At 52.8% G+C, this 24,730-nt stretch carries 29 protein-coding genes; 21 read left to right on the top strand and 8 right to left on the bottom strand.

Annotated elements, in window-relative coordinates:
- Positions 1-47: 47 nt before the first annotated feature.
- Positions 48-557 (top strand): hypothetical protein, encoded by a 510-nt coding sequence (locus D5398_RS17345; protein WP_120508866.1) that lies wholly within the window; start codon positions 48-50, stop codon positions 555-557.
- A gap of 180 nt (positions 558-737) precedes the next feature.
- Entirely contained in the window at positions 738-1,244 is a 507-nt protein-coding gene (locus D5398_RS17350; RefSeq protein WP_162940787.1) for a hypothetical protein, read from the top strand.
- A gap of 24 nt (positions 1,245-1,268) precedes the next feature.
- Here D5398_RS17350 and mntP read toward each other — a convergent pair whose 3' ends face one another.
- Positions 1,269-1,841 (bottom strand): manganese efflux pump MntP, encoded by a 573-nt coding sequence (mntP, locus tag D5398_RS17355; protein ID WP_120508743.1) that lies wholly within the window; start codon positions 1,839-1,841, stop codon positions 1,269-1,271.
- Between the two features lie 264 nt (positions 1,842-2,105).
- The gene (gene umuD / locus D5398_RS17360) at positions 2,106-2,525 is read right to left on the bottom strand and encodes a translesion error-prone DNA polymerase V autoproteolytic subunit (RefSeq protein ID WP_120508744.1); all 420 of its coding nucleotides are present in this window, start codon (positions 2,523-2,525) and stop codon (positions 2,106-2,108) included.
- Between the two features lie 224 nt (positions 2,526-2,749).
- Between umuD and D5398_RS17365 the strand changes: the two genes are divergently transcribed.
- Complete coding sequence (locus D5398_RS17365) at positions 2,750-3,790, top strand: oxidoreductase (protein WP_120508745.1); 1,041 nt, start codon at positions 2,750-2,752, stop codon at positions 3,788-3,790.
- Between the two features lie 222 nt (positions 3,791-4,012).
- Complete coding sequence (kup, locus tag D5398_RS17370; protein WP_120508746.1) at positions 4,013-5,887, top strand: low affinity potassium transporter Kup; 1,875 nt, start codon at positions 4,013-4,015, stop codon at positions 5,885-5,887.
- 33 nt (positions 5,888-5,920) lie between these two features.
- On the opposite strand, the gene D5398_RS17375 is transcribed toward kup, so the two are convergent.
- Together D5398_RS17375 and D5398_RS17380 are read right to left on the bottom strand one after the other, a co-directional pair.
- Positions 5,921-6,718 (bottom strand): hypothetical protein, encoded by a 798-nt coding sequence (locus D5398_RS17375; RefSeq protein ID WP_120508747.1) that lies wholly within the window; start codon positions 6,716-6,718, stop codon positions 5,921-5,923.
- A gap of 77 nt (positions 6,719-6,795) precedes the next feature.
- A complete protein-coding gene (locus D5398_RS17380; RefSeq protein ID WP_120508748.1) occupies positions 6,796-7,608 on the bottom strand; it encodes an alpha/beta fold hydrolase in 813 nt (270 codons plus the stop codon).
- A 131-nt stretch (positions 7,609-7,739) separates the two neighbouring features.
- Here D5398_RS17380 and D5398_RS17385 point away from each other — a divergent pair, with 131 nt between their 5' ends.
- The 5 genes from D5398_RS17385 to D5398_RS17405 all read left to right on the top strand — a co-directional run bounded on the left by D5398_RS17385 (position 7,740) and on the right by D5398_RS17405 (position 11,975).
- Positions 7,740-8,645, top strand: a complete 906-nt coding sequence (locus D5398_RS17385; protein WP_120508749.1) for a LysR family transcriptional regulator — start codon at positions 7,740-7,742, stop codon at positions 8,643-8,645.
- 87 nt (positions 8,646-8,732) lie between these two features.
- Entirely contained in the window at positions 8,733-9,500 is a 768-nt protein-coding gene (locus tag D5398_RS17390) for a basic amino acid ABC transporter substrate-binding protein (protein WP_120508750.1), read from the top strand.
- A 60-nt stretch (positions 9,501-9,560) separates the two neighbouring features.
- Positions 9,561-10,325: an amino acid ABC transporter permease gene (locus tag D5398_RS17395; RefSeq protein ID WP_120508751.1), complete on the top strand. Its 765-nt coding sequence runs from the start codon at positions 9,561-9,563 to the stop codon at positions 10,323-10,325.
- On the top strand, positions 10,312-11,034 hold the full coding sequence (locus D5398_RS17400) for an amino acid ABC transporter ATP-binding protein (RefSeq protein WP_120508867.1): 723 nt from the start codon (positions 10,312-10,314) through the stop codon (positions 11,032-11,034). The genes D5398_RS17395 and D5398_RS17400 overlap by 14 nt, the downstream gene beginning before the upstream one ends.
- A gap of 53 nt (positions 11,035-11,087) precedes the next feature.
- Positions 11,088-11,975 carry a serine hydrolase domain-containing protein gene (locus tag D5398_RS17405; protein WP_120508752.1) on the top strand — a complete coding sequence of 296 codons (888 nt, stop codon included), beginning with the start codon at positions 11,088-11,090 and terminating at the stop codon, positions 11,973-11,975.
- Here the strand turns inward: D5398_RS17405 and D5398_RS17410 are convergent.
- Positions 11,972-12,379: a VOC family protein gene (locus tag D5398_RS17410; protein WP_120508753.1), complete on the bottom strand. Its 408-nt coding sequence runs from the start codon at positions 12,377-12,379 to the stop codon at positions 11,972-11,974. The two genes, D5398_RS17405 and D5398_RS17410, sit on opposite strands and share 4 nt — an antisense overlap.
- 221 nt (positions 12,380-12,600) lie before the next feature.
- Here D5398_RS17410 and tssD point away from each other — a divergent pair, with 221 nt between their 5' ends.
- The 5 genes from tssD to D5398_RS17435 all read left to right on the top strand — a co-directional run bounded on the left by tssD (position 12,601) and on the right by D5398_RS17435 (position 16,884).
- Positions 12,601-13,065 carry a type VI secretion system tube protein TssD gene (tssD, locus tag D5398_RS17415; RefSeq protein ID WP_244216791.1) on the top strand — a complete coding sequence of 155 codons (465 nt, stop codon included), beginning with the start codon at positions 12,601-12,603 and terminating at the stop codon, positions 13,063-13,065.
- Positions 13,065-13,553 carry a hypothetical protein gene (locus D5398_RS17420; RefSeq protein WP_120508754.1) on the top strand — a complete coding sequence of 163 codons (489 nt, stop codon included), beginning with the start codon at positions 13,065-13,067 and terminating at the stop codon, positions 13,551-13,553. The genes tssD and D5398_RS17420 overlap by 1 nt, the downstream gene beginning before the upstream one ends.
- A 145-nt stretch (positions 13,554-13,698) precedes the next feature.
- Positions 13,699-14,697 (top strand): ROK family protein, encoded by a 999-nt coding sequence (locus D5398_RS17425; RefSeq protein WP_120508755.1) that lies wholly within the window; start codon positions 13,699-13,701, stop codon positions 14,695-14,697.
- Between the two features lie 87 nt (positions 14,698-14,784).
- Positions 14,785-15,954: an MFS transporter gene (locus tag D5398_RS17430; RefSeq protein ID WP_120508756.1), complete on the top strand. Its 1,170-nt coding sequence runs from the start codon at positions 14,785-14,787 to the stop codon at positions 15,952-15,954.
- 117 nt (positions 15,955-16,071) lie between these two features.
- A complete protein-coding gene (locus D5398_RS17435; RefSeq protein ID WP_120508757.1) occupies positions 16,072-16,884 on the top strand; it encodes a Cof-type HAD-IIB family hydrolase in 813 nt (270 codons plus the stop codon).
- 74 nt (positions 16,885-16,958) lie between these two features.
- On the opposite strand, the gene D5398_RS17440 is transcribed toward D5398_RS17435, so the two are convergent.
- From D5398_RS17440 to mntR, 3 genes are all read right to left on the bottom strand, one after another.
- On the bottom strand, positions 16,959-17,498 hold the full coding sequence (locus D5398_RS17440) for a glycine zipper family protein (RefSeq protein ID WP_120508758.1): 540 nt from the start codon (positions 17,496-17,498) through the stop codon (positions 16,959-16,961).
- Between the two features lie 15 nt (positions 17,499-17,513).
- Positions 17,514-17,867 (bottom strand): hypothetical protein, encoded by a 354-nt coding sequence (locus D5398_RS17445; RefSeq protein ID WP_120508868.1) that lies wholly within the window; start codon positions 17,865-17,867, stop codon positions 17,514-17,516.
- Positions 17,868-18,130: 263 nt separating this feature from the next.
- Positions 18,131-18,571, bottom strand: a complete 441-nt coding sequence (gene mntR / locus D5398_RS17450) for a manganese-binding transcriptional regulator MntR (RefSeq protein ID WP_120508759.1) — start codon at positions 18,569-18,571, stop codon at positions 18,131-18,133.
- 188 nt (positions 18,572-18,759) lie between these two features.
- On the opposite strand from mntR, the gene D5398_RS17455 reads away from it, so the two are divergent.
- From D5398_RS17455 to D5398_RS17485, 7 genes are all read left to right on the top strand, one after another.
- Positions 18,760-19,713 carry a metal ABC transporter substrate-binding protein gene (locus D5398_RS17455; RefSeq protein ID WP_120508760.1) on the top strand — a complete coding sequence of 318 codons (954 nt, stop codon included), beginning with the start codon at positions 18,760-18,762 and terminating at the stop codon, positions 19,711-19,713.
- Complete coding sequence (locus tag D5398_RS17460) at positions 19,710-20,489, top strand: ATP-binding cassette domain-containing protein (RefSeq protein WP_120508761.1); 780 nt, start codon at positions 19,710-19,712, stop codon at positions 20,487-20,489. The genes D5398_RS17455 and D5398_RS17460 overlap by 4 nt, the downstream gene beginning before the upstream one ends.
- Complete coding sequence (locus D5398_RS17465) at positions 20,486-21,340, top strand: metal ABC transporter permease (RefSeq protein WP_120508762.1); 855 nt, start codon at positions 20,486-20,488, stop codon at positions 21,338-21,340. The genes D5398_RS17460 and D5398_RS17465 overlap by 4 nt, the downstream gene beginning before the upstream one ends.
- Positions 21,337-22,191, top strand: a complete 855-nt coding sequence (locus D5398_RS17470; protein WP_120508763.1) for a metal ABC transporter permease — start codon at positions 21,337-21,339, stop codon at positions 22,189-22,191. Before D5398_RS17465 ends, D5398_RS17470 begins: the two co-directional genes overlap by 4 nt.
- A gap of 58 nt (positions 22,192-22,249) precedes the next feature.
- Positions 22,250-22,837 carry a flavin reductase family protein gene (locus tag D5398_RS17475; protein WP_120508764.1) on the top strand — a complete coding sequence of 196 codons (588 nt, stop codon included), beginning with the start codon at positions 22,250-22,252 and terminating at the stop codon, positions 22,835-22,837.
- A 33-nt stretch (positions 22,838-22,870) separates the two neighbouring features.
- Positions 22,871-23,437 (top strand): hypothetical protein, encoded by a 567-nt coding sequence (locus D5398_RS17480; RefSeq protein WP_120508765.1) that lies wholly within the window; start codon positions 22,871-22,873, stop codon positions 23,435-23,437.
- A gap of 63 nt (positions 23,438-23,500) precedes the next feature.
- The gene (locus D5398_RS17485; RefSeq protein ID WP_120508766.1) at positions 23,501-24,547 is read left to right on the top strand and encodes a LacI family DNA-binding transcriptional regulator; all 1,047 of its coding nucleotides are present in this window, start codon (positions 23,501-23,503) and stop codon (positions 24,545-24,547) included.
- Positions 24,548-24,730: the final 183 nt, after the last annotated feature.

Genomic DNA, 24,730 nt, shown 5'->3' on the forward strand with positions numbered 1-24,730 from the left:
AAATTATCTGAGGTCTTAGCTGTATTCTGATGCGTATGTTTAACCGAATGAGTCTTTTATTAGCTCTGGTTTTTACCGGACCGGCAGCGGCTAAAAATGAGGCCAGTGAACTGAGTTTATACTCCATCAATACCGGATCTTTTGTTTACCATATGACGGGGAACGTAGGGGACTACAACGAAATTTTCAAGAATAAGTTCTTCTCTGTCGAACGTAAATTCTCTCCGGAATCGAAGAACAGTCTGCTGGTAGGCACGATGAAAAACAGCTTTAACGATCGCTGCCTGTCGGTGGGTATGAGAAGGGACTTGATGGAACTCAACGCCAAATGGAGGGTGAAAGGGGTCTATGCGTACACGGGAGAATTCTTTGCAAAAGCATTCAGCGATTGCGGCAATCACGGTTCATATCATGATTTTAAAAAAGTCACCGGCATAGGTTTTTCGCCTTACATCTACCACGCGATCCAGTACAACCCGACCACTTTCTTCGGCGTTGAAGCGGGGATCATTGCGCCTGACATTTTTGCAACCAGCATTCAGTGGAGTTTCCGGTAAAGGTCTGAGATAAATAGTTTTTTTCAATGTGGTAAACCCTCCTTATATATCGAAAATAGTATTCGGATTTTCTTCAGATATTCTTTTTATTCCCTGCGTCTATACTCAAATTCTGGCTGATGCTGTTCGATTGCCCACTGATGTTTTTTCATTAAGGCGGTGGCTGACGTGCTCAAAAAAATTTCCGGTATTTTAGGCCTGCCGTTATTACTTGCTCTTCCTGCGGGTCAGGCGGATCCATTAAACTTATATTCGATTAACACCGGTTCCTTCGTTTATCATCTGACCGGTAACCACGGGCAATATACCGAGAAATTTGATAATGATTTCTACTCGGTCGAAAGAAAATTCTCAGAGGATTCAAAATATAGCGTGTTAGTCGGTACGATGAAAAACAGCTTCGACGACCGCTGTATTGCCATCGGGATGCGCCGCGACTGGGTGGAGGGCAACACGGGTTGGGTGTTCAAAGGTGTGTACGGCTACACCGGCGAGTTCTTTTTCGATGCCTTCAAACACTGCGGTGACGATGGCTCTTATGCTGATTTCAAGAAAGTCACCGGCATTGGCTTCTCGCCGTATATTTATCACGCCATTCAATACAACTTCACTGATTATTTTGGCGTTGAAAGCGGGATTATTATCCCTTCGGTATTTGTTATCAGCGTGCAGTGGAGTTTCAGATAACGCCACTGCACAGAGCGTTTTCGCTTAGCCAAGCAGGCCAAGATGCTCGACCAGAATTGAGGTGCCGATGCCAATCAGCACCACGCCACCGAGGATCTCCGCCCACTTGCCAATCGCTGCGCCGAGAAAACGGCCCAGCAGCATACCGGACGTTGCCATGATAGTGGTGGCCGCGCCAATCGTCAGTGCCATCACCAGAATATTCACCTGAAGGAACGCCAGACCCACGCCGACGGCCATGGCATCGAGACTGGTGGCGACAGCGGTGGTGACCAGCAGCCAGAAACCGTGACGGCGCGGTGCTTCGGTCATTTCTGCGGTGTCTTTTTTAAAGGCTTGCACAATCATGCGGATACCGAGGATCAGCAGCAGGGTGAAGGCGACCCAGTGATCCCAGCTCATAATAAACTGACTGGCCGCCAGACCAATACCCCAGCCGATCACCGGTGTAATCGCTTCAATCACACCAAAAATAAGTCCGGTACGTATTGCCTCTTTCAATGGCGGACGGTGCAGCGCTGCGCCTTTTCCGATGGCCGCAGCGAAGGCATCCATGGACATGCCAAACGCCAGAATGAGGATAGTATAAAGTTGCATAAACGGACCAGTCAGGCCTTCGGGAAGAAAAAGGCTGTTTATTAAAAGATGCGCGCAGTTTGCCACAGAACTTAAAATAAAAAAACCATAATATTCAATGTGTTATAGTATAGGTTAAGAATGTTAGCACAGGCTATATTTGATTGAAATGCCCGCGAATTGCTGAAAATGGCAGCGGCAGGAATGAAAAACATCAATCATCATAACGATTTATCGCGAGCCGCTATTATTGTGCAAATCCCACCTGCAAAGGCTCGCTCTCCCTCACCGCGCGGCGTAGACGATAAATGTCACCACACCAAATATCTCCAGCGATTCTTCATCCTGAAAAGTGATCGGGGAATAGTTCGGATTCATCGGTACCAGCTGGAGCACCGGATGCGTCCGCAGTTTCTTCACTGTGAATTCACCGTCCACCGCCGCTACCACGATATCGCCGTCAACCGCCGTCAGGGCGCTGTCCACCACCAGTAAATCGCCTTCGTTGACGTTAGCATCGCTCATCGAATGGCCGGAGACACGGATAAAATAGGTCGCGCTGGGATGGGCGATCAGCAACTTGTTCAGATCGATCCGTGATTCCACGTAATCCTGCGCCGGAGAAGGAAAGCCGCAAGGCACACGATCCAGGAATAACGGCAGGGTAATTTTTTGCAGATGTTCTGCGGGGATATTCAAAATCATGCTCATTTCTCGTGATACTGGTTTTATATACAGTATTCACGCCGGTGGGGTACGGATCAAGCCCGTCAGTGGCAGAAAAGAGTAATTGGCTGATCGGCGGGAGAATTTATTTTTGTGCGTGGCAGCAGTGACGCCGTGTGCCTTTTACCTCAGGAACGCTTTTACTTTGCGTAAAGTAATCGATTACAATCTTACGAAAAGGTGATTTCAAAAGAGGACAGATGATGAGTGAAAAAATTCGGGTCGGGCTGGTAGGCTACGGTTTCGCCAGCAAAACGTTTCATGCCCCGCTGATTGCGGGAACGTCTGAAATGGAACTGGCGGCAGTATCGAGCAGTGATGCCACCAAAGTACACGCCGACTGGCCGGGAATGCAGGTAGTGGCGGATCCGCAGAGTTTGTTCGATGATCCGACGCTAGATCTTGTTGTGATCCCGACACCTAACGATACGCATTTCCCGCTGGCGCAGGCCGCACTCAATGCCGGAAAACATGTGATCGTCGATAAGCCTTTTACCGTGACACTGTCACAGGCTAAAGAGCTTGATGCGCTGGCTAAATCCAAAGGCCTGCTGCTTTCTGTATTCCATAACCGCCGCTGGGACAGCGATTTCCTGACGCTGAAAAAACTGATTGCCGACGGAACGCTGGGTGAAGTGAGTTATCTGGAATCGCATTTTGACCGCTTCCGTCCCGAAGTTCGTCAGCGCTGGCGCGAGATGAAAGGGGCTGGCAGCGGTATCTGGTACGATCTTGGGCCGCACATTATCGACCAGGCTTTGCAGTTGTTTGGTGCGCCGTCGTCGATTCAGGTGGATATGGCAGAACTGCGTCCCGGCGGTCAGACCACCGATTACTTCCACGCCGTGCTGTCTTATCCGCAGCGTCGCGTCGTACTGCACGGCAGCATGCTGGTGGCGGCAGAATCTGCACGTTTCCAGGTACACGGCCTGCGCGGAAGTTACGTGAAATATGGTCTGGATCCACAGGAAGATAATCTGAAAGCGGGCGCACGTCCGCCTGCGGAAAACTGGGGGCATGACGCGCGTGATGGCGTACTGACGCTGGCCGAAGGCGATCAGATGACGACGTCTGTCTGCCCGACATTACCGGGTAACTATCCGGCTTATTATCATGCCATCGCCGAAGCCATTCAGGGTAAAGGGCAGAATCCGGTGACCGCGGCTGACGCCATTGCGGTGATGGAGTTAATCGAGCTCGGGCAGGAATCCGCTGAAAAAGGGCAGACGCTTCGTCTGCGGTAATTTCCCCTGCGCTAAACCTTTCGGGCGGCATCATGTCGCCCGTTTTAATCCTTCGTTTTAACCCTCCGTTATCACTCTCCGATTGTTCCCACTCGCTCCCTTCAGCTTCCTGAATTTCCGGCTGTAAAAGATAACAGTTTGTTAATGAAATGAAGTAAATGTAGCGACTATACTCTGTGAATGGGGCGACACATGTCGTACCGGGAGATTGCGAAGCCATTCATGAAGCATACAAAAAATAAATCATCACTGCTGACTGTAACCGTGGCGTGTATTGGTGTCGTCTATGGCGATATCGGTACCAGCCCGCTGTATACCCTGCGCGAATGCCTGACCGGTCAAGCGGGTATCGCCGTGACCCAAAGTGCGTTATTCGGCTTTCTGTCGCTGATATTCTGGCTTCTGATGCTGGTGGTGTCGGTGAAATACATCAGCTTCGTGATGCGCGCAGATAACGACGGCGAGGGCGGTATTTTGACCCTGATGTCGCTGGCCATTCGTAATATTAACCCGCGCTGGATCCCGGCGATTATGTTTATCGGGCTGGTGGGCGGCAGCTTTTTCTATGGTGACGGGGTGATCACGCCCGCCATTTCGGTACTTTCGGCGATTGAAGGGCTGGAGATTATTGAGCCTTCGCTCGACCGGTTTATCATTCCATTTTCGATTGCCGTTCTGACGCTGCTGTTTTTCATTCAGAAAAATGGCACCGGCAGCGTGGGGAAAATCTTTGCCCCGGTCATGGTGCTGTGGTTTATCACCATCGGCGCACTGGGGATCAGCGGCATTATGCGCAATCCCGATGTATTACAGGCGCTGAATCCGTACTGGGCACTGCATTTCTTTGTGGAATTTAAAACCGTATCGTTCTTCGCGCTTGGCATGGTAGTGCTGTCGGTGACCGGCGGCGAAGCGCTGTATGCCGACATGGGGCATTTCGGTAAAAAACCGATCCGCATTGCCTGGTTTGTCCTGGTCGGGCCTTCGCTGGTGATGAATTACTTCGGGCAGGGCGCGTTGCTGCTCAGTAAACCCGAAGCCATTGTGAATCCGTTTTTCCTGCTCGCTCCCGGCTGGGCGCTGATCCCGCTGCTGATCCTGGCCACGCTGGCGACGGTGATTGCCTCGCAGGCGGTGATTTCCGGCGTGTTCTCCCTGACGCGCCAGGCCGTGCGTATGGGCTATCTGCCGCCGATGCGCATCATCTACACCTCTGACGAAGAATCCGGCCAGATTTACATTCCGGTGGTCAACTGGCTGCTGTATTTCGCAGTGCTGATTGCCATCGTCAGCTTTAAACATTCCAGCAATCTGGCGTCGGCCTACGGGATTGTGGTCACCGGCACAATGGTGATTACGTCGGTACTGATTGGCATTGTGATGGTCAAAAACTGGGGATGGAAAACCTGGGCTGGCGGGCTGATGATGGCGGCGCTGCTGCTGATTGACGTGCCGCTGTTTGCCGCGAACTTAACCAAACTGTTCTCCGGCGGCTGGCTGCCGGTAGCCATCGGGGTGACCATTCTGCTGATTATGCTCACCTGGAAAACCGAGCGTTCGCGCCTGCTGCGCCGCCTGCGACAGGATCCGGAAGCGCTTGAGGCGCTTATCGCCTCACTGGAAAAAGCGCCGCCGAAACGCGTGCCGGGCACGGCGGTGGTCATGTCTCGCGGGCAATATGAAGTACCGCTGGTGCTGCTGCATAATCTTAAGCACAACAAAATTTTGCACGAGCGTGTGGTGCTGCTGACGGTGGTGACTGAGGACGTGCCGTACGTTCATAATGTGAAAAGGGTGACGATTGAACAGCTCTCACCGGCATTCTGGCGGGTCATTGCCAGTTATGGCTGGCGGGAAACGCCGAATGTGACGGATATTCTCTACCGCTGCGGGCTGGAAGGGCTGAAATGTACGATGAATGAGACGTCGTTCTTTATGTCACGGGATACGTTTACGCTGGGCGAACCCCGGCCGTGGTACTTAAAAGCGCGCGGGAAACTGTTTCAGGTTTTGCAGCGCAACTCTTTGCGTGCGCCTGAGCATTATCATATTCCGCCGAACAGGGTGATTGAACTGGGTGCGGTGGTGAAATTCTGAGGACTTTCCCCGCCTGTGCGGCGGGGAAGTAAATTACGCTTGCGGCGCGGAAGTCAGGTCAGTGATATCCGGCGTGGTCGAACCCTGCGTCGCTTGTGAGGTTTGCGACGAAGTGGTTGGCGTCAGCTCGGTAACGGCTGGTGTCTGCGTGGCTGGCGCGGCAGTTTGTGTCTGCTGAGTGGCTGCCGGTGTCGCAGGCGTAACGGTTTGCGTCGGCTGGGTCGCAGGTGTTGCAGGTGTTGCGGTCGTTGTCGACGTTGCAACGGTTGCAGACGTCTGCTGAGTGGCTGCCGGTGCAACAGTTTGCGTCGCCGGAGCCGCTTGCGTTGCTGCGGTGGCCGGTGCAGCTGAAGCCTGCGACTGTTCGGCAGTTGCCGGTGCTTCAATGTCTTTCGGCAGCGTCGGAACCGGTTCTGCCGGAATCGATTCTGACTTCGGTTTCGGTACCGGCGTTGATGCGCGAACCAGGAACGTCGGTTTGAGATTCGCCACAGAATAGGTCACATGGCTGACGACATCGCGCGATGTCGCCACGTCGACCGGCGCGATGGTGACGCGGCCAATCAGTGAACGGGCATAGCCGCCGACTTTATGTTTACCTTCCGGAAGCTGGACTTCCAGGCTTTCGCCGGTTCCCAGCGCACCGGCATCTTTGTCATCGATGGTGACATACAGTTTAGTGCCATCATCGGTTTTCGTCGGGACGTGCGCTACGGTCAGGCGCGTCGAGCCAAAATCGAAAGCCGGTGCCTGGTCGGCGGTTTTCGTTTTTGCGCATCCTGTCAGGGCTAAAACGGCTGCCACAGCAGCCAGGGTGAAGCGATAACTCATAATGCGACGTCTTCCTTTAAGGGATTTTTGTGATCTGCGTTCCAATATACCCGATCCCACGGAAGAGATGAACGCTCTTACAGGGAACTCGGAGGAGTCTGCTGTCTGCGTTGAGCCGTTTTGGTGACAAAATCCCGGACGATCGCCGCCACTTGCTCTGGCGCTTCGACCGGTAATAAATGTCCAAACCCGGCCAGAAAATGTACATCCGCAGAAGGATAGCTCGCAATGATGTGCGCCTTCACGACGTCAATAGGATCAACACGGTCCAGTTCCCCCGCCACAATCGCTACCGGCACGTTGATCTGTGCGGCGTGGTGGTGAAGATCTTCTGCCATGCCGGTGTCAGTCCATCCGCTGATCGCCTGCGGGCTCATTCGCAGCGCATCGGCGATCAGCTGTTCACGTTGGACAGTTGCAACCGGGGTACCGGTGAGTACATTTTCCAACGTCCAGATAACGGCTTCACGGCTGGCATACGTACTTTTCATTTGCTCGCGTTGTTCCTGCGGAAAATTCATCGGTGACAGCGGTGACGATGCGACCAGCACCAGACCTTCCAGTCCCAGCGGACGTTCTGACGCCAGCAACTGCGCCGCTTTACCGCCCATCGAGTGCCCGACCAGAACATAGCGTTTCAGCCCGAGCGCGGCGATCACACCCCGGACATCATCTGCATGGTCCTGCACCCGGTAACCTTTTGCGGGCGCGTCAGATCCTCCCGCGCCGCGGGCATCCAACGTGATACAGCGGAATGTGTCACGTAGTCGCGCCACCACGTCATCCCAGGTGCGCGAAGACCCGCCCCAGAAATGCTGAAATATCAGCGCCGTTTCACCTTTTTGTGTGTCGTTAACGTTCAGATTGATGCCGTTGATTAACATTTTCATGAGTTATTCTCTTTGAAGTTGCGTCCGGAAGTCAGCCGCTTTATGACTATTTTCTCCTGTGACATTAAAGTGTTGAACAGGCTAAATTATCTGTAGTGTATTAACTCAAAGTACATACAAAGTGAGGCGTCATGGATCGTTTTATGAGCTTGTCGGTGTTTGTAAGTGCCGTCGAAGAAGGCAGCATAGCTGCTGCGGGAAGGCGTTTCGGTCTTTCTGCCGTCATGGCGGGTCGGTATCTTTCCACGCTGGAAAAGTCACTTTCGGTCAGGTTGATTGAGCGCACCACGCACAAACTGAACCTGACCGATGCGGGGCAGGCGTATTTCGTTCGCAGCAAACATATTCTCGAGGCGCTGGAACAAGCTAATGAAGAAGCCGCTGATCGGCAAACTACGCCGCGTGGCGCATTGCGCATTGCCGCGCCTGTCACGTTTGGCTCAATGTATCTTGGGCCAGTTATCGCGAAATTTATGGCGGATTTTCCTGAAATAGAGGTCGCTTTGCAGTTGCAGGATCGCTTTGTCAGTCTGGTTGAAGAGGGCGTCGATATTGCCGTCAGGATCGGAACGTTGCCGGATTCGGATCTGGTTGCCCGTAAGATAACTGACTATCGCCTGATGGCCTGCGCTTCGCCAGGCTATCTGGCAAAAGCGGGAATGCCGGAAAGACCCTCAGACTTGCAAACACATCAGCTGCTCGGTTATATCGGCGCGGTCACGGCGCAGCCCTGGAGTTTTGTCAATGAACAGGGCCAGCCTGTTTCGCTGGACTGCCGCTGCCGTTTTCTGGCGAATAATACCGCCGTGATGCTCGACGTGGCGTTGTGCGGTACGGGTATTGTGTATGGCCCTGATTTCGTTTTCGCCAGAGCGCTGGCGGAGGGAACACTGGTGCCGGTATTGCCTGCTTACACTTGCCCGGCATTGCCTTTACATGCCATTACGCCCACCGCGAAACACGTTAATTTCAAAACGCGTTTGTTTATCGACAGGCTGAAACAGGCATTTGGAACAGATGTTCAAAATGTCTTGTAAGCGACAACTTTCAGTTGAAGCACTTCGGCAATTTGTGTATTTTTATGCAAATTAATTGCATAAAATAACAATCAAACGGGAGTGACCATGCTTAAGTCGTTAATTTTCACCGGGTGCCTGCTTTCTTCGTTAATCACATCTGCTTATGCCGCGCAGACCACGTACGTCGTCGGTTCCGGCGGAACATACCGTCCGTTCGAATATGAAAACAGCCAGAAACAGCTGGAAGGTTTTGATATCGACATCATCAAGGCCATCGCCAAAGCCGAAGATTTTGACATCAAACTGGTTAACACGCCGTGGGAAGGGATTTTTGCGACCCTGAATTCCGGTGACCGTGACATCATTATTTCCGGCATCACCATTACCGATAAACGTAAAGCGATGGTGGCTTTCTCCGCGCCGTATTTCCCGGCAGAACAGTCCATCGTGGTGCCTGAAGATTCCAAAGTGGATTCCGTGGCCGCCCTGAAAGGCCAGAAAGTCGGCGTGGTGAACTCGAGCACCGGCGACATTGTGGTCTCCAATGAACTGGGCAAGAATAGCACTGATATCAAACGCTTTGATAACACCCCGCTGATGTTGCAGGAACTGGCTGAAGACGGTATCGGCGCGGCTGTCGGTGACGTGGGCGTGGTGAAGTACTACATCAAATCTCATCCTGAAAAAGCGCTGAAACTGGTACCGGACGCGAAATTCGAACGTCAGTATTTCGGTATTGCCGTCGCCAAAGATAACACCGAGCTGCTGGGTAAAATCAACGCCGGTCTGAAGAAAATCGTGGCTGACGGCACTTACGCTAAAATCTACGAAACCTGGTTTGATAAGAACGTACCGACACTTCCAGCTGAGTAATATTCCCAACCAGAACAACGTGAAGCAGGGGCGGTAAAACGCCCCTTAACAAGGACAGGTATGACCGGATTTCGCTGGGAGATAATCTCAGAATATGCGCCGCTGTTTGTGCAGGGCGCACTGATGACCATCAAATGCACCATTATTTGTGTGATTTTAGGCACCACCTGGGGCCTGCTGCTGGGGCTCGGACGGATGGCCCGCGCCGACGACGGCCCATGGAAACACGTTTTGCGTTTTGCCGTGCAATGGCCGGTGCGTATTTACGTCAGTGCCTTTCGTGGGACGCCACTGTTTGTGCAGATTATGGTGGTTCACTTTGCCTTAGTGCCGCTGTTTATTAATCCGCGTGACGGCATTTTAGTGGTGAACGGCCTGATGTCTTCGGATTTTGCCCGCGCACTGCGCTCTGATTACGGCGCATTCTTATCCTGCGTGGTGGCGATCACCCTCAACGCCGGAGCCTATGTTTCCGAGATTTTCCGTGCCGGTATTCAGTCTATCGACAACGGTCAGATGGAAGCTTCCCGCGCGCTGGGAATGGGCTGGGGCAAAACGATGCGCAAGGTTATCCTGCCACAGGCGTTTCGCCGAATTCTGCCGCCGCTCGGTAATAACGCCATCGCGATTGTGAAAGATTCCTCGCTGGCTTCAGCGATTGGCCTTGCTGATCTGGCGTATGCCGCGCGTACCGTTTCCGGCGCATACGCCACCTACTGGGAACCCTACCTGACCATTTCACTGGTTTACTGGGTTCTGACTTTCCTGCTCTCGCTACTCGTACAACACATGGAAAAGAGGTTTGGCAAAAGTGATTCACGTTAAGGACTTACAGAAACAGTTTGGCGAAACCCACGTGTTGCGCGGTATTTCCTGTGACATCGCAGAGAAAGAAGTGGTGTGCATCATCGGGCCTTCCGGCTCCGGTAAAAGTACCTTTCTGCGTTGTCTGAATGCGCTGGAAAAGCCCAACGGTGGCGAAGTGGTGGTGAACGGTTTTGCGGTGCACGATCCGAAAACCAACCTGAACACGCTGCGTTCCGGCGTCGGTATGGTCTTCCAGCGCTTTAATCTGTTCCCGCACATGACGGTGCTGGAAAACCTGATTATGGCGCCGATGTCACTGAAAGGTTTATCGAAAGCCGAAGCGGTAATGCGTGCCGAAAAGCTGCTGCAAAAAGTCGGGCTGATCGACAAAATCGATGCCTGGCCTTCCAGTTTATCCGGCGGTCAGCAACAGCGCGTGGCGATTGCCCGTGCGCTGGCAATGGAACCTTCGATCATTCTTTTCGATGAACCCACCTCTGCGCTGGATCCGGAACTGGTCGGCGAAGTGCTGGCAGTCATGAAACAGCTGGCACTCGAAGGCATGACGATGGTGATCGTGACGCACGAAATGGGCTTCGCCCGTGAGGTGGCCGACCGCGTGGTGTTTATCGATCAGGGTGTGATTCAGGAACAGGGGCCACCGGCGCAACTGTTTACTGCACCGGAAAACCCGCGAACCCGCGAGTTTTTGAGTAAAGTATTGTGATACGGCGGGCGCTTTAATCAGCGCCCGTTTTCTTTGATGCGATGGGGTCCGCCATGCAGAATTTCCATTCTTATTGTATTTCAGCCTCCGGCGAAGAAAGGGGAGAAGGCGATTTAAGCGCGCGTTTCCCTTACTGGAGCTTCACGAAAACCGTGATCGCCATTTGCGCGTTGAAACTCTGTGAAAGTAGGGTTGTGGATCTGGATAGCTGCACAGATGGCGGGGCTTACACGCTGCGGCAATTGCTCAATCATACCGCCGGTTTGCCGGATTATGGCGCGCTGAAAACTTATCACGAAGCCGTCGATGCAGGAGAAAACCCCTGGTCGCGCGAAAAATTACTCAGTGTCGCTTTAGCCAAAGGCATGCTGTTTGCGCCGGGTGCGGGATGGTCTTATTCCAATATCGGCTACATGCTGGCACGCGAACACATTGAAGCGGCATCCGGGCTGAGTTTCGCGCAACTGGTGGCAGATATCGTCACGACACCGCTCGGGCTGGCCAGCATCGCGCCTGTGACCACGCGCGAAGAATTTGCCCAACTTCACTGCGAAGCTGCCGGAAAATACCATCCGGGCTGGGTGTATCACGGCTGTCTGGCGGGGAATGTACAGGACGCCGCCAGACTGTTGCACGGATTATTCAACGGTAAACTTCTGAGTGCAGCATCGCTGGCAGAAATGCAGGCGACAATTCCGCTAGGTGGAGCCCTCGAAGGGCGTCCGTGGACAGAATGCGGATACGCGCTGGGACTGATGAGCGGCGCAATGGGGAACGCCGGGCGCTCAGCCGGTCATTCAGGCGGCGGCCCGTCGTGCGTGAACGCGGTCTATCACTTCCCGGATCTCCCTGAACCGGTGACCGGCGCCTGTTTCACTGACGGGCATCACGAAGGCGTAGCCGAAAATGAGCTGGGCAGGTGGGTACAAAACTTCGGCTAAAGGGGCGAAAGGGACTCAGGATGATGACAACAAATACACAGCTTATTGCCGTCGGCATCCCGAAAATAGGCACCGTAGTAATCCGCATGATAATGCGGACGTAGTCCCGGTGCGCCTTCATCTGTCGCGCCGTTTGCCATCGCGAACTGGTAGATCCGGTCCACGGTATCGCGCCGCTCTGCCAGTAATGCCACCATCTGACCGTTTCCCGCACTGGCTGTTCCGTAGTCATGAGGCTGGCCGATAACAAACAACGGCCTTGGCGCGCCAGGTGCCATCCACGCCGCCCAGGGTTTTTCCTCGTCGCAAAACTTAAGTACATGACCCAGTTCTGCCATCACTGCTGAATAGAAAGTAAAAGCCCGCCTGAAATCATTAACGCCGATACAGATGTGAGAAATCATAGATACCTCGAAAATAACCAAATACAAGGAGGAGTAAGTGTATTTTAAACTCTGAGATTAGCCAGGATTACTATTTAATCATTCATAATTCATGGCATCAATACCACTGAGCAGTAAATATGCACACAGGATTTAGGCGTCTTTTGTTTTATTTAAATAATGGCATTATGAATTCTCATTTATTAAATAAAAGGACGTTTAAAATGGCTATTCCTTGATATATATGGCTGAAAGATGATGGTGGCGCGGATATAAAAGGCTCTGTCGACGTTAACGGACGTGAAGGAAGTGTGGAGGTGATCAGTTTTAGTCACGGAATGTATCTTCCGGTTGACGGGCATTCAGGGAAAATCATGGGTAACAGGGTCCACTCACCTTTGCGATTTGAAAAAGAGTTTGATACCTCATCACCATTCCTTTATAAGGCAGTCTCTGAAGGTATCCAGTTAAAATCAGCCGAACTGAAGTGGTACCGGATAAGTGATGCCGGGCAGGAAGAAGAGTATTTCAATATGTTAATGGAGAATGTTCACGTCGTGTCGATTTCCCCTTTCATGCACAACTACAAAACCCCCGCGGCCAGATTGCAAAACCACATGGAAACAGTGGAGCTCCGTTACGAAAAAATCACGTGGAAACACCATGATGGCAATCTGATCTACAGCGATTCCTGGGACAGGCGCTAATGCCTTTACCTAATAATCTCCCTGATGAATTTGCTGACACGTTAATCAACACCTTCTACCTGCCGGTACCGACTCGCCTGTGGGGAGGATTGCAACCGCAATTCCCGCCCAATTCAGATCTGCGGCTGAAGTTAACGCTGGATCATGCGCAATCCCGGTATATGACCATCCCGGTGAATCGAGTAGGTGATATTTTAAGAGCCGATTCGGTAAGCCAGATGGCGCATGGGCATTATACTTTCGTCATTAAAGAGCAACATCCAGACATTATATTTTGTTCTCTCAGCAATACTGTAGAGGGACATACCACCGTATCGAATGGCGCTACGGCATTATATGCCGGAGAAACAACAATAGTGAATGGCAGGATGATTCACTGGTCAAACAACAGCGGGCATTATCAACCCCCGGAGGACAGGAAATTGAGAAATATCCATCCGACGCTGAGAGATGTTTTACCGGTCAGATTATTCTCGGAATATGGTTAAAAGACGTGTTTCTTGCCTTTAATTATTAAAAAACAGGCCAGCTTGTGACTTGTATGCAGGTTGGTCCACCTGAAAATCAACGATCTCTCCAGCCGGCCACTTTGTGCTAAATTACCCCAATTCTTACCCGCATTCCCGAGGCACCATGATCATTCCTTCAAACCGTACCACCCGTGAAATGAAAATAAACAATGTCGTGTTGGTGACGAATGCGTTGAAATCACTGGGATCGGCGACGAAGGCGGAACTGGCGGGGGCCACAGGTCTGAGTATCGCCACCTGCGGCGCGGTGCTCAATGACCTGAGCCAGCGGCGGGAAGTGCTGGCGCTGGAAATGGAAGTCTCACGCGGCGGACGACCGGCACAACGCTATGCGTATAATCCGGATTATTTCTCAGTGCTCAGCATTTACGCGCAGGGCAGTGACGCCGCCGCGCAGATTGTCTGGTCAGTAAACTCAGCCACCGGTGAAAGTCTGGCGCAGGGTGAAATCCGTTTTTTACCGCTGTCGCTGGCGAGGTTTTATCAGCAAATTGGCAGCCTGATCGCCGATTATCCTGACATTAAAGCGCTGGGCATTGGTCTGCCGGGCGTAGTGGTGAAGGGAACCGTGGCGACCTGTGATATCAGTGCATTTGCCGGTGTGGCGGTCGAGCAGCAACTGCGTGAACGGTTCGGAATTTATGTTCAGGCGGATAACGACATGAACTATACCGCGTGGGGTTTTTACCGCAGCAGTTGTACAGGTATCACCGCGCCGGTGGCGTATCTTTTTAAGCCGGAGGTGCCTTGTCTGGGGTGCGGCATGGTGATTAACGGTCAGGTATTACAGGGTGCCAGCCAGTTTGCCGGAGAAGTCTCAAATCTGCCGTTTGAAGGACTGGATAAACTGCCGGTCGCTGAAGAAATGGCGAAGGTGATTGTCTCGCTGACCGCGATTATCAATCCGGCCACCATTGCGCTTTCCGGCCCGAAAATCAGCGAAGCGCTGCTGCCTGAACTGACCACGCTTTGTCAGCGGCACATTCCCGCGCAGCATATGCCGCAGCTGACTTACCGCCCGTCGATGCGTCAGGATTATCTGCAAGGCATCACAGAACTGACGCTCAGCAACTACAATTTACACATCGCATTTGGTGAATAACGCCGGTTGACTTTGTTTAATGCGGCCTTATACTGCGGACTTATTAAAAGACTTTTAATAACTAACTTCACCTTGCGGGAGAACCTGATGTCACTGTCATCTGAAATAGAGCGCACCGGTATTCATGCCGGAAGTCCTGTCCGGCGTGTGGCGACGCGGGCGATCTTTTTTGTTACCGGTATGGCGATGGGGCTGTGGGCAGCGCTGGTTCCGTACGCTCAGTTGCGCACGCATTCAGAGGCGGGCGATCTCGGGTTACTGCTGTTGTGTCTCGGTGCCGGTTCGCTGCTGTCGATGCTCGTTTCAGGACGGATTATCGGCAAGTTCGGCTGTCGTGCGGTGATCGTCGCGGCGGTGATTTTATACTGTCTGATGTTGCCGCTTCTGGCCGTTTTCAGTGACATCTGGCTGCTGGCGCTCAGCCTGTTTATTTTCGGCATGGGGATTGGGCTGGCGGATGTTGCCGTCAATGTGCAGGGCACGCTGGTGGAACAGGCGGCGGATAAACCGCTAATGTCCGGCTTTCATTGTCTGTGGAGCGTGGGCGGGATCGCCGGAGCCGGTGGCGGCGCGTTGCTGCTCAGCGCCGGTATCACGCCGCTCGGCAGCACATTTTTTGCCGTCGTGCTGGTCGTCGTAGTAACGGCATATTCCTTTCGGGGACTGCTGCCGTTTGGCGCACATGAAGAACCAGAGGAAGGACAGCAGAAGGCCAGACCGAATTTCCGTCTGATGCTGATGGCCGTAATGGCGATGATTTGTTTTATGGCCGAAGGCGCGGTGCTGGACTGGGGCGGCGTATTCCTGACGCAAGATCGCGGTCTGGCGCTTGAACATGCTGGCTGGGGCTTTGCGGTCTTTGCCGTGGCGATGTCGCTGATGCGCATGACCGGTGACGCGATTGTCAGCGCGCTGGGGCGTAAACGTATTCTGATAATCGGCGGCATTCTGGGTATCGCCGGTTATCTGATGGTGGTGTTATTGCCTGGCTGGATCCTGCCGTTGTGCGGATTTGCGCTGGTCGGGATTGGCGCCGCGAATATTGTGCCGGTGCTGATCACGCTGGCCGGTCAGGAAAAAGTGATGCCGGTAAATATGGCGGTAGCAATGGTCGCCACACTCGGCTACCTCGGCGTGCTGGGTGGCCCGGCGCTGATCGGTTTTATTGCCCATCTTTCCAGTCTGTATGTCGCCTTTTCAGCGGTCGCTGTGGCGTTTCTGGTTATCACGCTTGGCGCATACAAACTGAAGTATTGATTGTTTTCAAAGTCCAATGATTTATAACTGAGTGGCAAATTTGCCAGCTGGCGCGTAAAAACCGCCAGCCATCTTTTACCCTGATTGATTTAGAATCCGACTCTGTAAGGAGCAGTAATGGCCGTAAAACTTATCGCCGTAGACATGGATGGAACGTTTCTCAATCCGCAGCACGAATACAATAAAGCCCGCTTTCGTGAGCAATATCAGCAACTTTTGCAACGTGACATTAAATTTGTGGTGGCGAGCGGCAACCAGTATTACCAGCTGAAATCCTTCTTTGATGACCTTGATACACAAATTGCTTATGTCGCAGAAGGCGGCGGGTATGTGGTCGATAAGGAACAGGAAATTTACTGCGGCGAGCTCAAATCTGAACAGGTCACACAGGTGCTGAACTGGATAAGCCGGACGCCTGGCATCAACACCATCGTTTGTGGCCGCAAAGGCGCGTATGTGCTGGCTGGCACAGATGAGGACTTCATCAGCCGCATGCGCCGTTACTATCACCGCCTGACCAAAGTGCAACATTACGAAGAAATCGACGATACGATTTTCAAATTTGCACTGAGCTATGTGGAAGACGATGTGTATCCGCTGATGGGTGAAGTTAACGCGAATCTTGGCGGGATAGTTGCGCCGGTGACCAGCGGTCATGGCTCTGTGGATCTGATCATCAGCGGGAATCACAAAGCCTGCGGTCTGCAAAAAATCCAGCAAATCTACGGGATCCGTGATGACGAAGTGCTGGCGTTTGGCGACAGCGGTAACGACCTGGAAATGCTCAGTTACGCCGGTTACGGTTTTGCGATGGAAAATGCGTCGGCACCGGCGAAAGCCGCTGCGAAATACGTTGCGCCATCCAACCGTGATGAGGGTGTGCTGAAAGTGATTGATGACGTGCTGAACGGTCGCGCGCCGTTCGCATAAGCGGTTTAATATCCATTAAAACGAAAAGGCTGCCGCATAAAACGGCAGCCTTTTTTAGCATTGTGCAAAGAGCTTTATGGCACGTAGTCTGGCGGAACGTCACTGTTACCGGGCTGGGAAGGAGAGTAATCCGGTGGAACCGGCGACTGCGGTGGCTGATCTGAACTGTCACCGTAGCTGGCGTCTACCGGTACTTTATTGCCTTTGGCGTACATACATTGTGTGTAGACCGTATCGTACTGATCCTGCAAATCGCCGCTGCTGGCACCCGCATTATTACTGCCCATCGCGCTGCCAATCAGCAAACCACTGCCTGCACCAATCAGCGCGTCCGGTCCGGCCTGATGCGACGCTGCACCGATCAATGCTCCGGCGGCCGCGCCAACGACCGTGCCTGCTGCTGCAGTACCGGCGGCATTATTACTGGCGGTTTGTGCGCCGCCGCTCACATTGCCATAGGCCGCATTGCGGCATGACATTTCATCCATCTGAAACTGTTGATAATCCTTTCCCGTGCCGGGTAATACCATCACATCTGGCCGGGTTGGAGGAGAAACGCAGCCGGACAAAGCTGCGGCTAAGGCGAGTACCGCCACCGGAGTAAACCTGTTCATGACTTATATCGCCTGTTAACGTGGGCCTGCGACCACTTTCATCCAGCCATGCGGGCAGGCCGGGACTTGCGGGTAATATCCCGCCGGATTACGGCAGTAATACGCATACACCGGTGGTTTCTCGACATACGTTTGCGGCTGTGGCGGCGCAGCATAAATGACAGCAGGTGGCCCGTAATAGACCGGCGGAGGAATACCAATGACCACGTTTGGCCCATACCAGCCTCCGCGATAATAGCCGCCATGGTAATAACCGTGACCGTAGCCGTGACCGTAGTAACCATGACCATAATAACCGTAGGCGAACGACGCAGGACTGGCCGACATCAGCGCGCCGGCAGCAAGCATCAACAACAACAGCCTTTTCATAACGACCTCGAAGCACATTGACCGGATGTCCGAAGTGATAAAAATCCACCACTCCTGAGGATAACGATACGCCGGTTGTGGCTAAAAGGTTGGCGGGAGATTAGGGGGGATTCGACAAGGCTGTGGCAGCAATTGTGACCAAAAAATTCAGCAACAAACGTTTGTTTACGTCCGGGGGTTTAGCGTCGGGGACATTGACGTTTCAGACCCGGTTTTGCCGCAGCAGCCCCGGGCGGAAAATCTAAAAATTCACCATTGCGGTGTTATTTACGGCTTGCCGTAAAGCGTCGAAAAGCTTCGAGCGTTTCATCGCTGACATGATGCTCCACACCTTCGGCATCCAGGCGAGCGGTTTCGGCGCTGATGCCTAGCGCGATGAAGAATGCTTCGACCACGTTATGACGTTCACGGTTTTCCGCGGCCAGTTTCTCACCTTCCGGCGTCAGGAAGGTTCCGCGATAAGGCAGCTGATGGACCAGTCCGGCATTGGCCAGGCGTTTCAGGGTCTTGGCCACCGTCGGCTGGGACACACCCAGACGCGCAGCCAGATCGACCTGCCGCGCTTCGCCAAATTCGTGAATGAGATCTGAAATCAGCTCAACGTAATCATCCATTAATTCCCGGCGATGCGCCTCGCGCACCTGTAAGAAACCTTGCGCGTGTTCTTCCACATCCAGTAATGGATTCATTTTTTTATCTTTCACTACGCCTGCCTCTTTCTTGCTCAACGGTTTTCCACCGCAGCTGCGCTCACCGCAGCAACCCTCGCATTGTAAACCAAGTCCACATATCTACCAATTTATGAAAACTTTGCCTTGGCTATGGAGTATAGCCTGTGCTATATCTGAATAATAAACCGCCATTTGATGCGCGGAATGACAGGAGAGATTTCATGGAAAAGGGACGAGACATCTTAAATTTATTCAGCCATTCGCCGTTTCGCTTGCGGCTGATGCTGGTCGGCATGATAGTCGCGCTGATCACCGGCAATGCGCAGGCGGCAGGCCAGACTGCAAATCAGGACAAGAAAAAGTTTAAAGTGGTGACCACTTTCACGGTGATCCAGGATATCGCACAGAACGTCGCCGGTGACGCCGCGACCGTAGAGTCGATCACCAAACCTGGCGCGGAGATCCACGACTATCAGCCCACGCCACGGGATATCGTGAAAACGCAGTCTGCCGATCTCATTCTCTGGAACGGATTTAATCTTGAACGCTGGTTCGGGCGCTTCTTCGCCAACATCAAACATGTGCCTTCGGTGACGGTTACGGACGGCATTACGCCGCTGCCTATTCAGGAAGGGCCGTATCTGGGGAATCCGAATCCGCACGCGTGGATGTCGGCTAAAAACGCGCTGGTGTATGTCGAAAATATCCGCGCCGCGCTGGTGAAATACGATCCTGAAAATGCCGCCATTTATGATCGTAACGCCAAAGATTACGCGCAAAAAATCAGCCAGCTGGATGCGCCGCTGCGTGAGCGGCTGGCAAAAATCCCGGCCGGGCAGCGCTGGTTAGTGACCAGTGAAGGCGCGTTCAGTTATCTGGCAAAGGATTACGACCTGAAAGAAGCCTATCTGTGGCCGATCAACGCCGAAGAACAAGGCACGCCGCAGCAGGTGAAAAAAATCATCGACCTGGTGCGCCAGCAAAATATCCCGGTGGTATTCAGTGAAAGCACGATTTCAGACAAACCGGCAAAACAGGTCAGTAAGGAAACCGGCGCGAAATACGGCGGCGTGCTGTTTGTCGATTCGTTGTCAGCCGCTGACGGACCGGTTCCGACGTATATCGATCTCCTGAAAGTCACCGTCGGCACCATCGCAGAAGGATTCGGACAATGAGTGAGGCCGCGTTGCATCTCAACGTTGACGATATTTCGGTGACCTATAACAACGGTCATACCGCGATTGAAAATGCCTCGTTTACCCTGCGCGGCGGTTCGATCTGCGCGCTGCTCGGCGTGAATGGCAGCGGAAAATCCACCCTGTTTAAAACCATTATGGGGATCATCCGTCCGACGCACGGCAGCGTGATGCTGGACGGCATGAACGTGGCGAAAGCCCTTAAACAGAACCTCATCGCTTACGTACCTCAATCGGAAGACGTGGACTGGAATTTTCCGGTGCTGGTGCGTGATGTGGTGATGATGGGGCGCTACGGCAAAATGTCGTTTTTGCGGATCCCGTCGGCAGAGGACAAAAAACAGGTTGTGTCGGCACTGGCGCGTGTCGGCCTGACCGACCTGGCGCACCGACAGATTGGTGAGCTTTCCGGCGGACAGAAAAAACGTGTTTTTCTGGCACGGGCGCTGGCACAGCAAGGGCGGGTCATGTTGCTTGACGAGCCGTTTACCGGTGTGGATATCAAAACCGAGAACGCCATTATTGAACTTCTGCTTCAGTTGCGCGAAGAAGGACACCTGATTTTGGTTTCGACACATAACATCGCCAGCGTGCCGGATTTCTGTGACCGCGTGGTGCTGATCAACCGTACGGTCATCGCGGCCGGTGCGCTTGAAACCACTTTTACGCATCAGAATCTCGAAAACACCTTTGGCGGCGCACTGAGAAATATCGGTTATTTAGTACCGCAAGAGCCGGTGAGGCGGGCGATATGACGGAGCTGCTGCTAGAGCCATTCCAGTACAACTACATGGTGAAAGCCATCTGGGTGAGCGCCGGGGTTGGCGCGGTGTGCGCATTTTTATCGGCGTATCTGATGCTCAAAGGTTGGTCGCTGATGGGTGACGCGCTGTCGCATTCGGTGGTGCCGGGTGTGGCGGGGGCGTACGCGCTGGGTTTTCCTTATGCCATCGGTGCATTCGGTACCGGTATTCTGGCCGCGCTTTCCATGACGCTGTTGCGTCATTTCACTAAGCTGCGTGAAGACGCGATCATCGGCTTCGTGTTCTCCACTTTTTTTGCCCTGGGATTGTTGCTGGTTTCACTCAACCCGACCTCGGTGAATGTGCAGTCGATTCTGTTCGGGAATATTTTAGGTATCGATGACGCCGATATTTTGCAGGTGCAGATTATTGTCGGCGTTTCCCTGCTGGTGCTTTGCGTTATCTGGCGCGACCTGCTGGCGGTATTTTTTGACGAAGCCCATGCGGTTTCAGTCGGACTTTCTCCGCTGCGACTCAAAATTATTTTCTTCACGATATTCAGCGCGTGCAGTGTGGCGGCGCTCCAAACCGTCGGCGCAATTTTAGTGATTGCGATGGTGATCACGCCGGGGGCGACCGCCTATCTGCTTTCCGACCGCTTCTCACATGTCCTGATCATTTCGGTGATTATCGGCGCGCTGACCAGCGCGGCGGGGGCATGGCTGAGCTATTACCTGGATGGCGCCACCGGCGGTGTCATCGTTTGTCTGCAAACCACAGTCTTCCTGCTGGCGTTTTTATTCGCGCCAAAACACGGCTGGCTGACCAGTCATGTGCGTATCAAACGGCGGAGCCGCGCATGATGACCTGGTTTGATGTGCTGATGGAGCCAATGAGCTTCGACTTTATGCAGCGTGCGCTGCTGACCGCGATGGCGACGAGTATTGTCTGCGCGATATTTTCCTGTTTTCTGGTGCTCAAAGGCTGGTCGCTGATGGGCGATGCAATTTCACACGCGGTATTACCCGGTGTGGTGCTGGCCTATGTGGCGGGGATCCCGCTGGTGATTGGCGCGTTTGGCTCCGGTCTTTTTTGCGCGGTGGCGACCGGGTTTATCAAAGAGCATTGCCGGGTCAAAGAAGATTCGGTGATGGGCATTGTCTTTTCCGGCATGTTTGCGGCCGGTCTGGTGCTGTTTTCCCGTGTAAATACCGAGCAGCATCTCAGTCATATTTTGTTCGGCAATGTGCTGGGCGTGACTGACAGTGAGATGCTGCAAACGCTAATCATCGCGCTGGTGGTGACGCTGGCGATTATCATCAAATTCAAAGACCTGATGCTGTTCTGTTTCGATCCGGTGCAGGCAAAAGTGGTCGGGCTGCCTGTGCGTTTTTATCACTACGCGTTGCTGTGTATGCTGGCGCTGACCATTGTGGCGGCATTGCAGGCCGTGGGCGTGGTACTGGTGGTCGCAATGCTGATAACCCCCGGCATTACGGCGTTTTTGTTGTGTAAAACGCTGCCGAAAATGACCATGGTTGCCGTGACGGCGTCACTTATTGCCGCCGTGTCCGGCACTTTTATCAGTTTTTATATCGATGCCGCCACCGGTCCGGCGATTGTGCTGATTCAGGCTATGCTTTTCCTGCTGGCATTAGCCATTCACCTTTTACGCAAACCGCTAAAATCCCGTCAGTCGGCACCAAATGCATAGTGTCAGTGCGGCAGGTTTGTCATTCTGCGCATTGCATTCACTTTTCTGAGAGATTCTGATGACCCAACAATTTGCACCGGTAGAACTGGAAAAAGCGTACCGCCTGATAAATCACGGCACGACGGCGCTGGTTTCCGCCCATCACAAGGGTACGGACAACGTGATGTCAGCCTCGTGGGTGTGCGGGCTGGATTTCAGACCGGCAAAACTGACTGTGGTGCTGGATAAAATAGCCAGAACCCGTGAGCTGATTGAGCAAAGCGGTTATTTTGTCATTCAGGTGCCGACCGTGGCGCAGCTGCAAATGACTTATGATTTGGGTAACAGAACGCTCAGAACCGACCCGGATAAATTACAGCATTGCGGCGCAGAACTGTTTCGCATGCAAGGCCACGGTGATCTGCCATTCGTCGCCGGGTGTACCGCCTGGCTGGCCTGTAAGCTGATCCCTGAGCCACATAACCAGCAAGCGCATGACCTGTTTATCGGCGAAATCGTCGGAGCCTGGGCGGATACCCGTGTTTTCAAAGACGGCCACTGGCATTTCGAAGATGCCGATCCTTCACAGCGCAGCCTGCATTACATCGCTGGCGGTCAGTTCTACGCCACCGGCGAACCGCTGAACGCCAATACGAAACTGGACTAATCTTTACTGCACTGACTCCTTACAGGCGCAAAAATGGACATCACCCGATCTGACAGCAGCGATATTCAGCAAATTCTCAGCATTTTAAATGCCTCGAAAGGCGATAACCTGACGGCGGAGCAGAGGGAAACTGAAGGGTTTACCCAGGGGACGTTGGCAGCGGAGAAACTTGCGGCTATTCAGTCGGAAAGCGGAATCTTTGTCAGCCGTGACGCCGGAAACTCATTGATTTCCGGCCTTGCCATGACTTCGCCGGGGGGGGTGGCGAAAAACGGCCCTGCGCTGGCGGCTTATCAGAAAGTACGGGAAAGCGGTGTCGCCAAAGCTGAGAAGATTTTTCTCTACGGACCGGTCAGTGTCAGAAAGGGATATCGCGGTAAGGGCATTCTGACTCAACTGTTGCTGCACATCTGCCGGACGTTGCAGGCGGATTTCGCACTCGGCGTGGCGTTTGTGGATAAGGAAAATCACAAGTCGTTGCTTATTCATCGCCACTATCCGATGACGGAATCGGGTGAATTTACTCTTAATGGCCGGGATTACGTCATCTTCACTTTTGCGCCCCGTGCGGTGCTGGCGTTTTATCAGAAAACCCTGTGATCCGTCTCTTTGCATCCCAGTTTCCGTTGCCTTAGTATGAACCGGAAATAGGGAAGGGAAAAAATGAAAAAAACGCTGACAATCAAGGATATCGCTGAACTGGCGAACGTGTCGATCACCACCGTTTCCAGGGTGCTGAATAAAAATAACTGGGTGTCTGACAAAACCCGCAGCCGGGTGGAGAAGGTTATTCAGGAGAATAATTTCAGCCCGAATTTGCTGGCGCGCGGCATGATTTCCAAGAAAACCCGGACGCTTGCGATCATTGTTTCTGATATCAGCAATCCTTATTTCGTCATGCTGGTCACGCAGATTGAGCACGAAAGTTTGCAGGCGGGTTATAAGGTCACGCTTTATGATACGCAATCGGCAAATAAGTCGTCATCCAGCACAGACATCATTTCTGAAGAAAACATTTTCAGTTCCATAACCGACAGTCAGATCGATGGCGTGATTATTCTTGGCGGCAATATCGATTATAACGACGTGCCCGGACCTTACCTTCAGGCGTTAACGCATTTGTGCGCCACGGTTCCGGTGGTGGTGGTGGGGCGCGAACTGGACGGGATTGATTATTCCTGCATTGAGCGCGACCAGACCGGCTGCGTGGAGCGGGTGACGCGACATCTGATCGGCCAGAATTATCAGCAGATTGGCTTTATCGGTGGCTCTAAAAATGTGTATATCACGCGTCAGCGTGTCGCTTCTTTTCGCCAGACGCTGGAGCGTGAAAACTTAACCGTGACCGATGAATTTATTATCGAAAATAACTTCTATTCTGAACATGGATATCAGGCCATAGAGCAATTACTGGCTCTGAATAAACCGCTGCCTCAGGCGCTGGTGTGTATTAATGACCATGTTGCCAAAGGCGCTATCCGCGCGCTGAAAGACAATCATCTCAATGTTCCTCAGGATATTGCGGTAGCCAGTTGTGAATATTTTCCCGGCAGTGAATATTATATTCCCCGTATTACGACGGTCGACCACCAGAATAAACTCATTGGCAGGGAAGTGATGTCGCGGCTGATGTTATTGCTTGAAAATAATGAGCAGAAAATACCGCCGGTAAAAATTCCTCTTCACCTGATCAGCGGTGAGTCAGCGTAGTTTATTCTTCTGTTATCCATTTTCACTCAGGGCGTAATACTTCCTCGTATTACGCCCTGAGTCATTTTTAGTATCCTGCTTTTCCCCGAAATGATATTTTTTGATCCCGCCCACAATTGCTGACAAGTCCGTTGACAACGTACCCTGTCCTCCTCTAGGTTAAAACCTGAAAACGTTTTCAGG

This window comes from Rahnella bruchi (genome assembly GCF_003614975.1).
GTDB lineage: Bacteria > Pseudomonadota > Gammaproteobacteria > Enterobacterales > Enterobacteriaceae > Rahnella > Rahnella bruchi.

What these genes read in the sequence shown, in the direction of transcription:
- D5398_RS17385 (WP_120508749.1), top strand. Translation starts at nt 7,740, where the DNA reads ATGGATCGTTTTATGAGCTTGTCGGTGTTTGTAAGTGCCGTCGAAGAA.
- D5398_RS17365 (WP_120508745.1), top strand. Translation starts at nt 2,750, where the DNA reads ATGAGTGAAAAAATTCGGGTCGGGCTGGTAGGCTACGGTTTCGCCAGC.
- kup (WP_120508746.1), top strand. Translation starts at nt 4,013, where the DNA reads ATGAAGCATACAAAAAATAAATCATCACTGCTGACTGTAACCGTGGCG.
- mntP (WP_120508743.1), bottom strand. Translation starts at nt 1,841, where the DNA reads ATGCAACTTTATACTATCCTCATTCTGGCGTTTGGCATGTCCATGGAT.
- D5398_RS17425 (WP_120508755.1), top strand. Translation starts at nt 13,699, where the DNA reads ATGATCATTCCTTCAAACCGTACCACCCGTGAAATGAAAATAAACAAT.
- D5398_RS17445 (WP_120508868.1), bottom strand. Translation starts at nt 17,867, where the DNA reads ATGAAAAGGCTGTTGTTGTTGATGCTTGCTGCCGGCGCGCTGATGTCG.
- D5398_RS17465 (WP_120508762.1), top strand. Translation starts at nt 20,486, where the DNA reads ATGACGGAGCTGCTGCTAGAGCCATTCCAGTACAACTACATGGTGAAA.
- D5398_RS17375 (WP_120508747.1), bottom strand. Translation starts at nt 6,718, where the DNA reads ATGAGTTATCGCTTCACCCTGGCTGCTGTGGCAGCCGTTTTAGCCCTG.
- D5398_RS17475 (WP_120508764.1), top strand. Translation starts at nt 22,250, where the DNA reads ATGACCCAACAATTTGCACCGGTAGAACTGGAAAAAGCGTACCGCCTG.
- D5398_RS17420 (WP_120508754.1), top strand. Translation starts at nt 13,065, where the DNA reads ATGCCTTTACCTAATAATCTCCCTGATGAATTTGCTGACACGTTAATC.
- D5398_RS17470 (WP_120508763.1), top strand. Translation starts at nt 21,337, where the DNA reads ATGATGACCTGGTTTGATGTGCTGATGGAGCCAATGAGCTTCGACTTT.
- D5398_RS17395 (WP_120508751.1), top strand. Translation starts at nt 9,561, where the DNA reads ATGACCGGATTTCGCTGGGAGATAATCTCAGAATATGCGCCGCTGTTT.
- D5398_RS17440 (WP_120508758.1), bottom strand. Translation starts at nt 17,498, where the DNA reads ATGAACAGGTTTACTCCGGTGGCGGTACTCGCCTTAGCCGCAGCTTTG.
- D5398_RS17460 (WP_120508761.1), top strand. Translation starts at nt 19,710, where the DNA reads ATGAGTGAGGCCGCGTTGCATCTCAACGTTGACGATATTTCGGTGACC.
- D5398_RS17405 (WP_120508752.1), top strand. Translation starts at nt 11,088, where the DNA reads ATGCAGAATTTCCATTCTTATTGTATTTCAGCCTCCGGCGAAGAAAGG.
- D5398_RS17390 (WP_120508750.1), top strand. Translation starts at nt 8,733, where the DNA reads ATGCTTAAGTCGTTAATTTTCACCGGGTGCCTGCTTTCTTCGTTAATC.
- umuD (WP_120508744.1), bottom strand. Translation starts at nt 2,525, where the DNA reads ATGATTTTGAATATCCCCGCAGAACATCTGCAAAAAATTACCCTGCCG.
- D5398_RS17455 (WP_120508760.1), top strand. Translation starts at nt 18,760, where the DNA reads ATGGAAAAGGGACGAGACATCTTAAATTTATTCAGCCATTCGCCGTTT.
- D5398_RS17380 (WP_120508748.1), bottom strand. Translation starts at nt 7,608, where the DNA reads ATGAAAATGTTAATCAACGGCATCAATCTGAACGTTAACGACACACAA.
- D5398_RS17480 (WP_120508765.1), top strand. Translation starts at nt 22,871, where the DNA reads ATGGACATCACCCGATCTGACAGCAGCGATATTCAGCAAATTCTCAGC.
- D5398_RS17435 (WP_120508757.1), top strand. Translation starts at nt 16,072, where the DNA reads ATGGCCGTAAAACTTATCGCCGTAGACATGGATGGAACGTTTCTCAAT.
- D5398_RS17430 (WP_120508756.1), top strand. Translation starts at nt 14,785, where the DNA reads ATGTCACTGTCATCTGAAATAGAGCGCACCGGTATTCATGCCGGAAGT.
- D5398_RS17345 (WP_120508866.1), top strand. Translation starts at nt 48, where the DNA reads ATGAGTCTTTTATTAGCTCTGGTTTTTACCGGACCGGCAGCGGCTAAA.
- D5398_RS17485 (WP_120508766.1), top strand. Translation starts at nt 23,501, where the DNA reads ATGAAAAAAACGCTGACAATCAAGGATATCGCTGAACTGGCGAACGTG.
- D5398_RS17410 (WP_120508753.1), bottom strand. Translation starts at nt 12,379, where the DNA reads ATGATTTCTCACATCTGTATCGGCGTTAATGATTTCAGGCGGGCTTTT.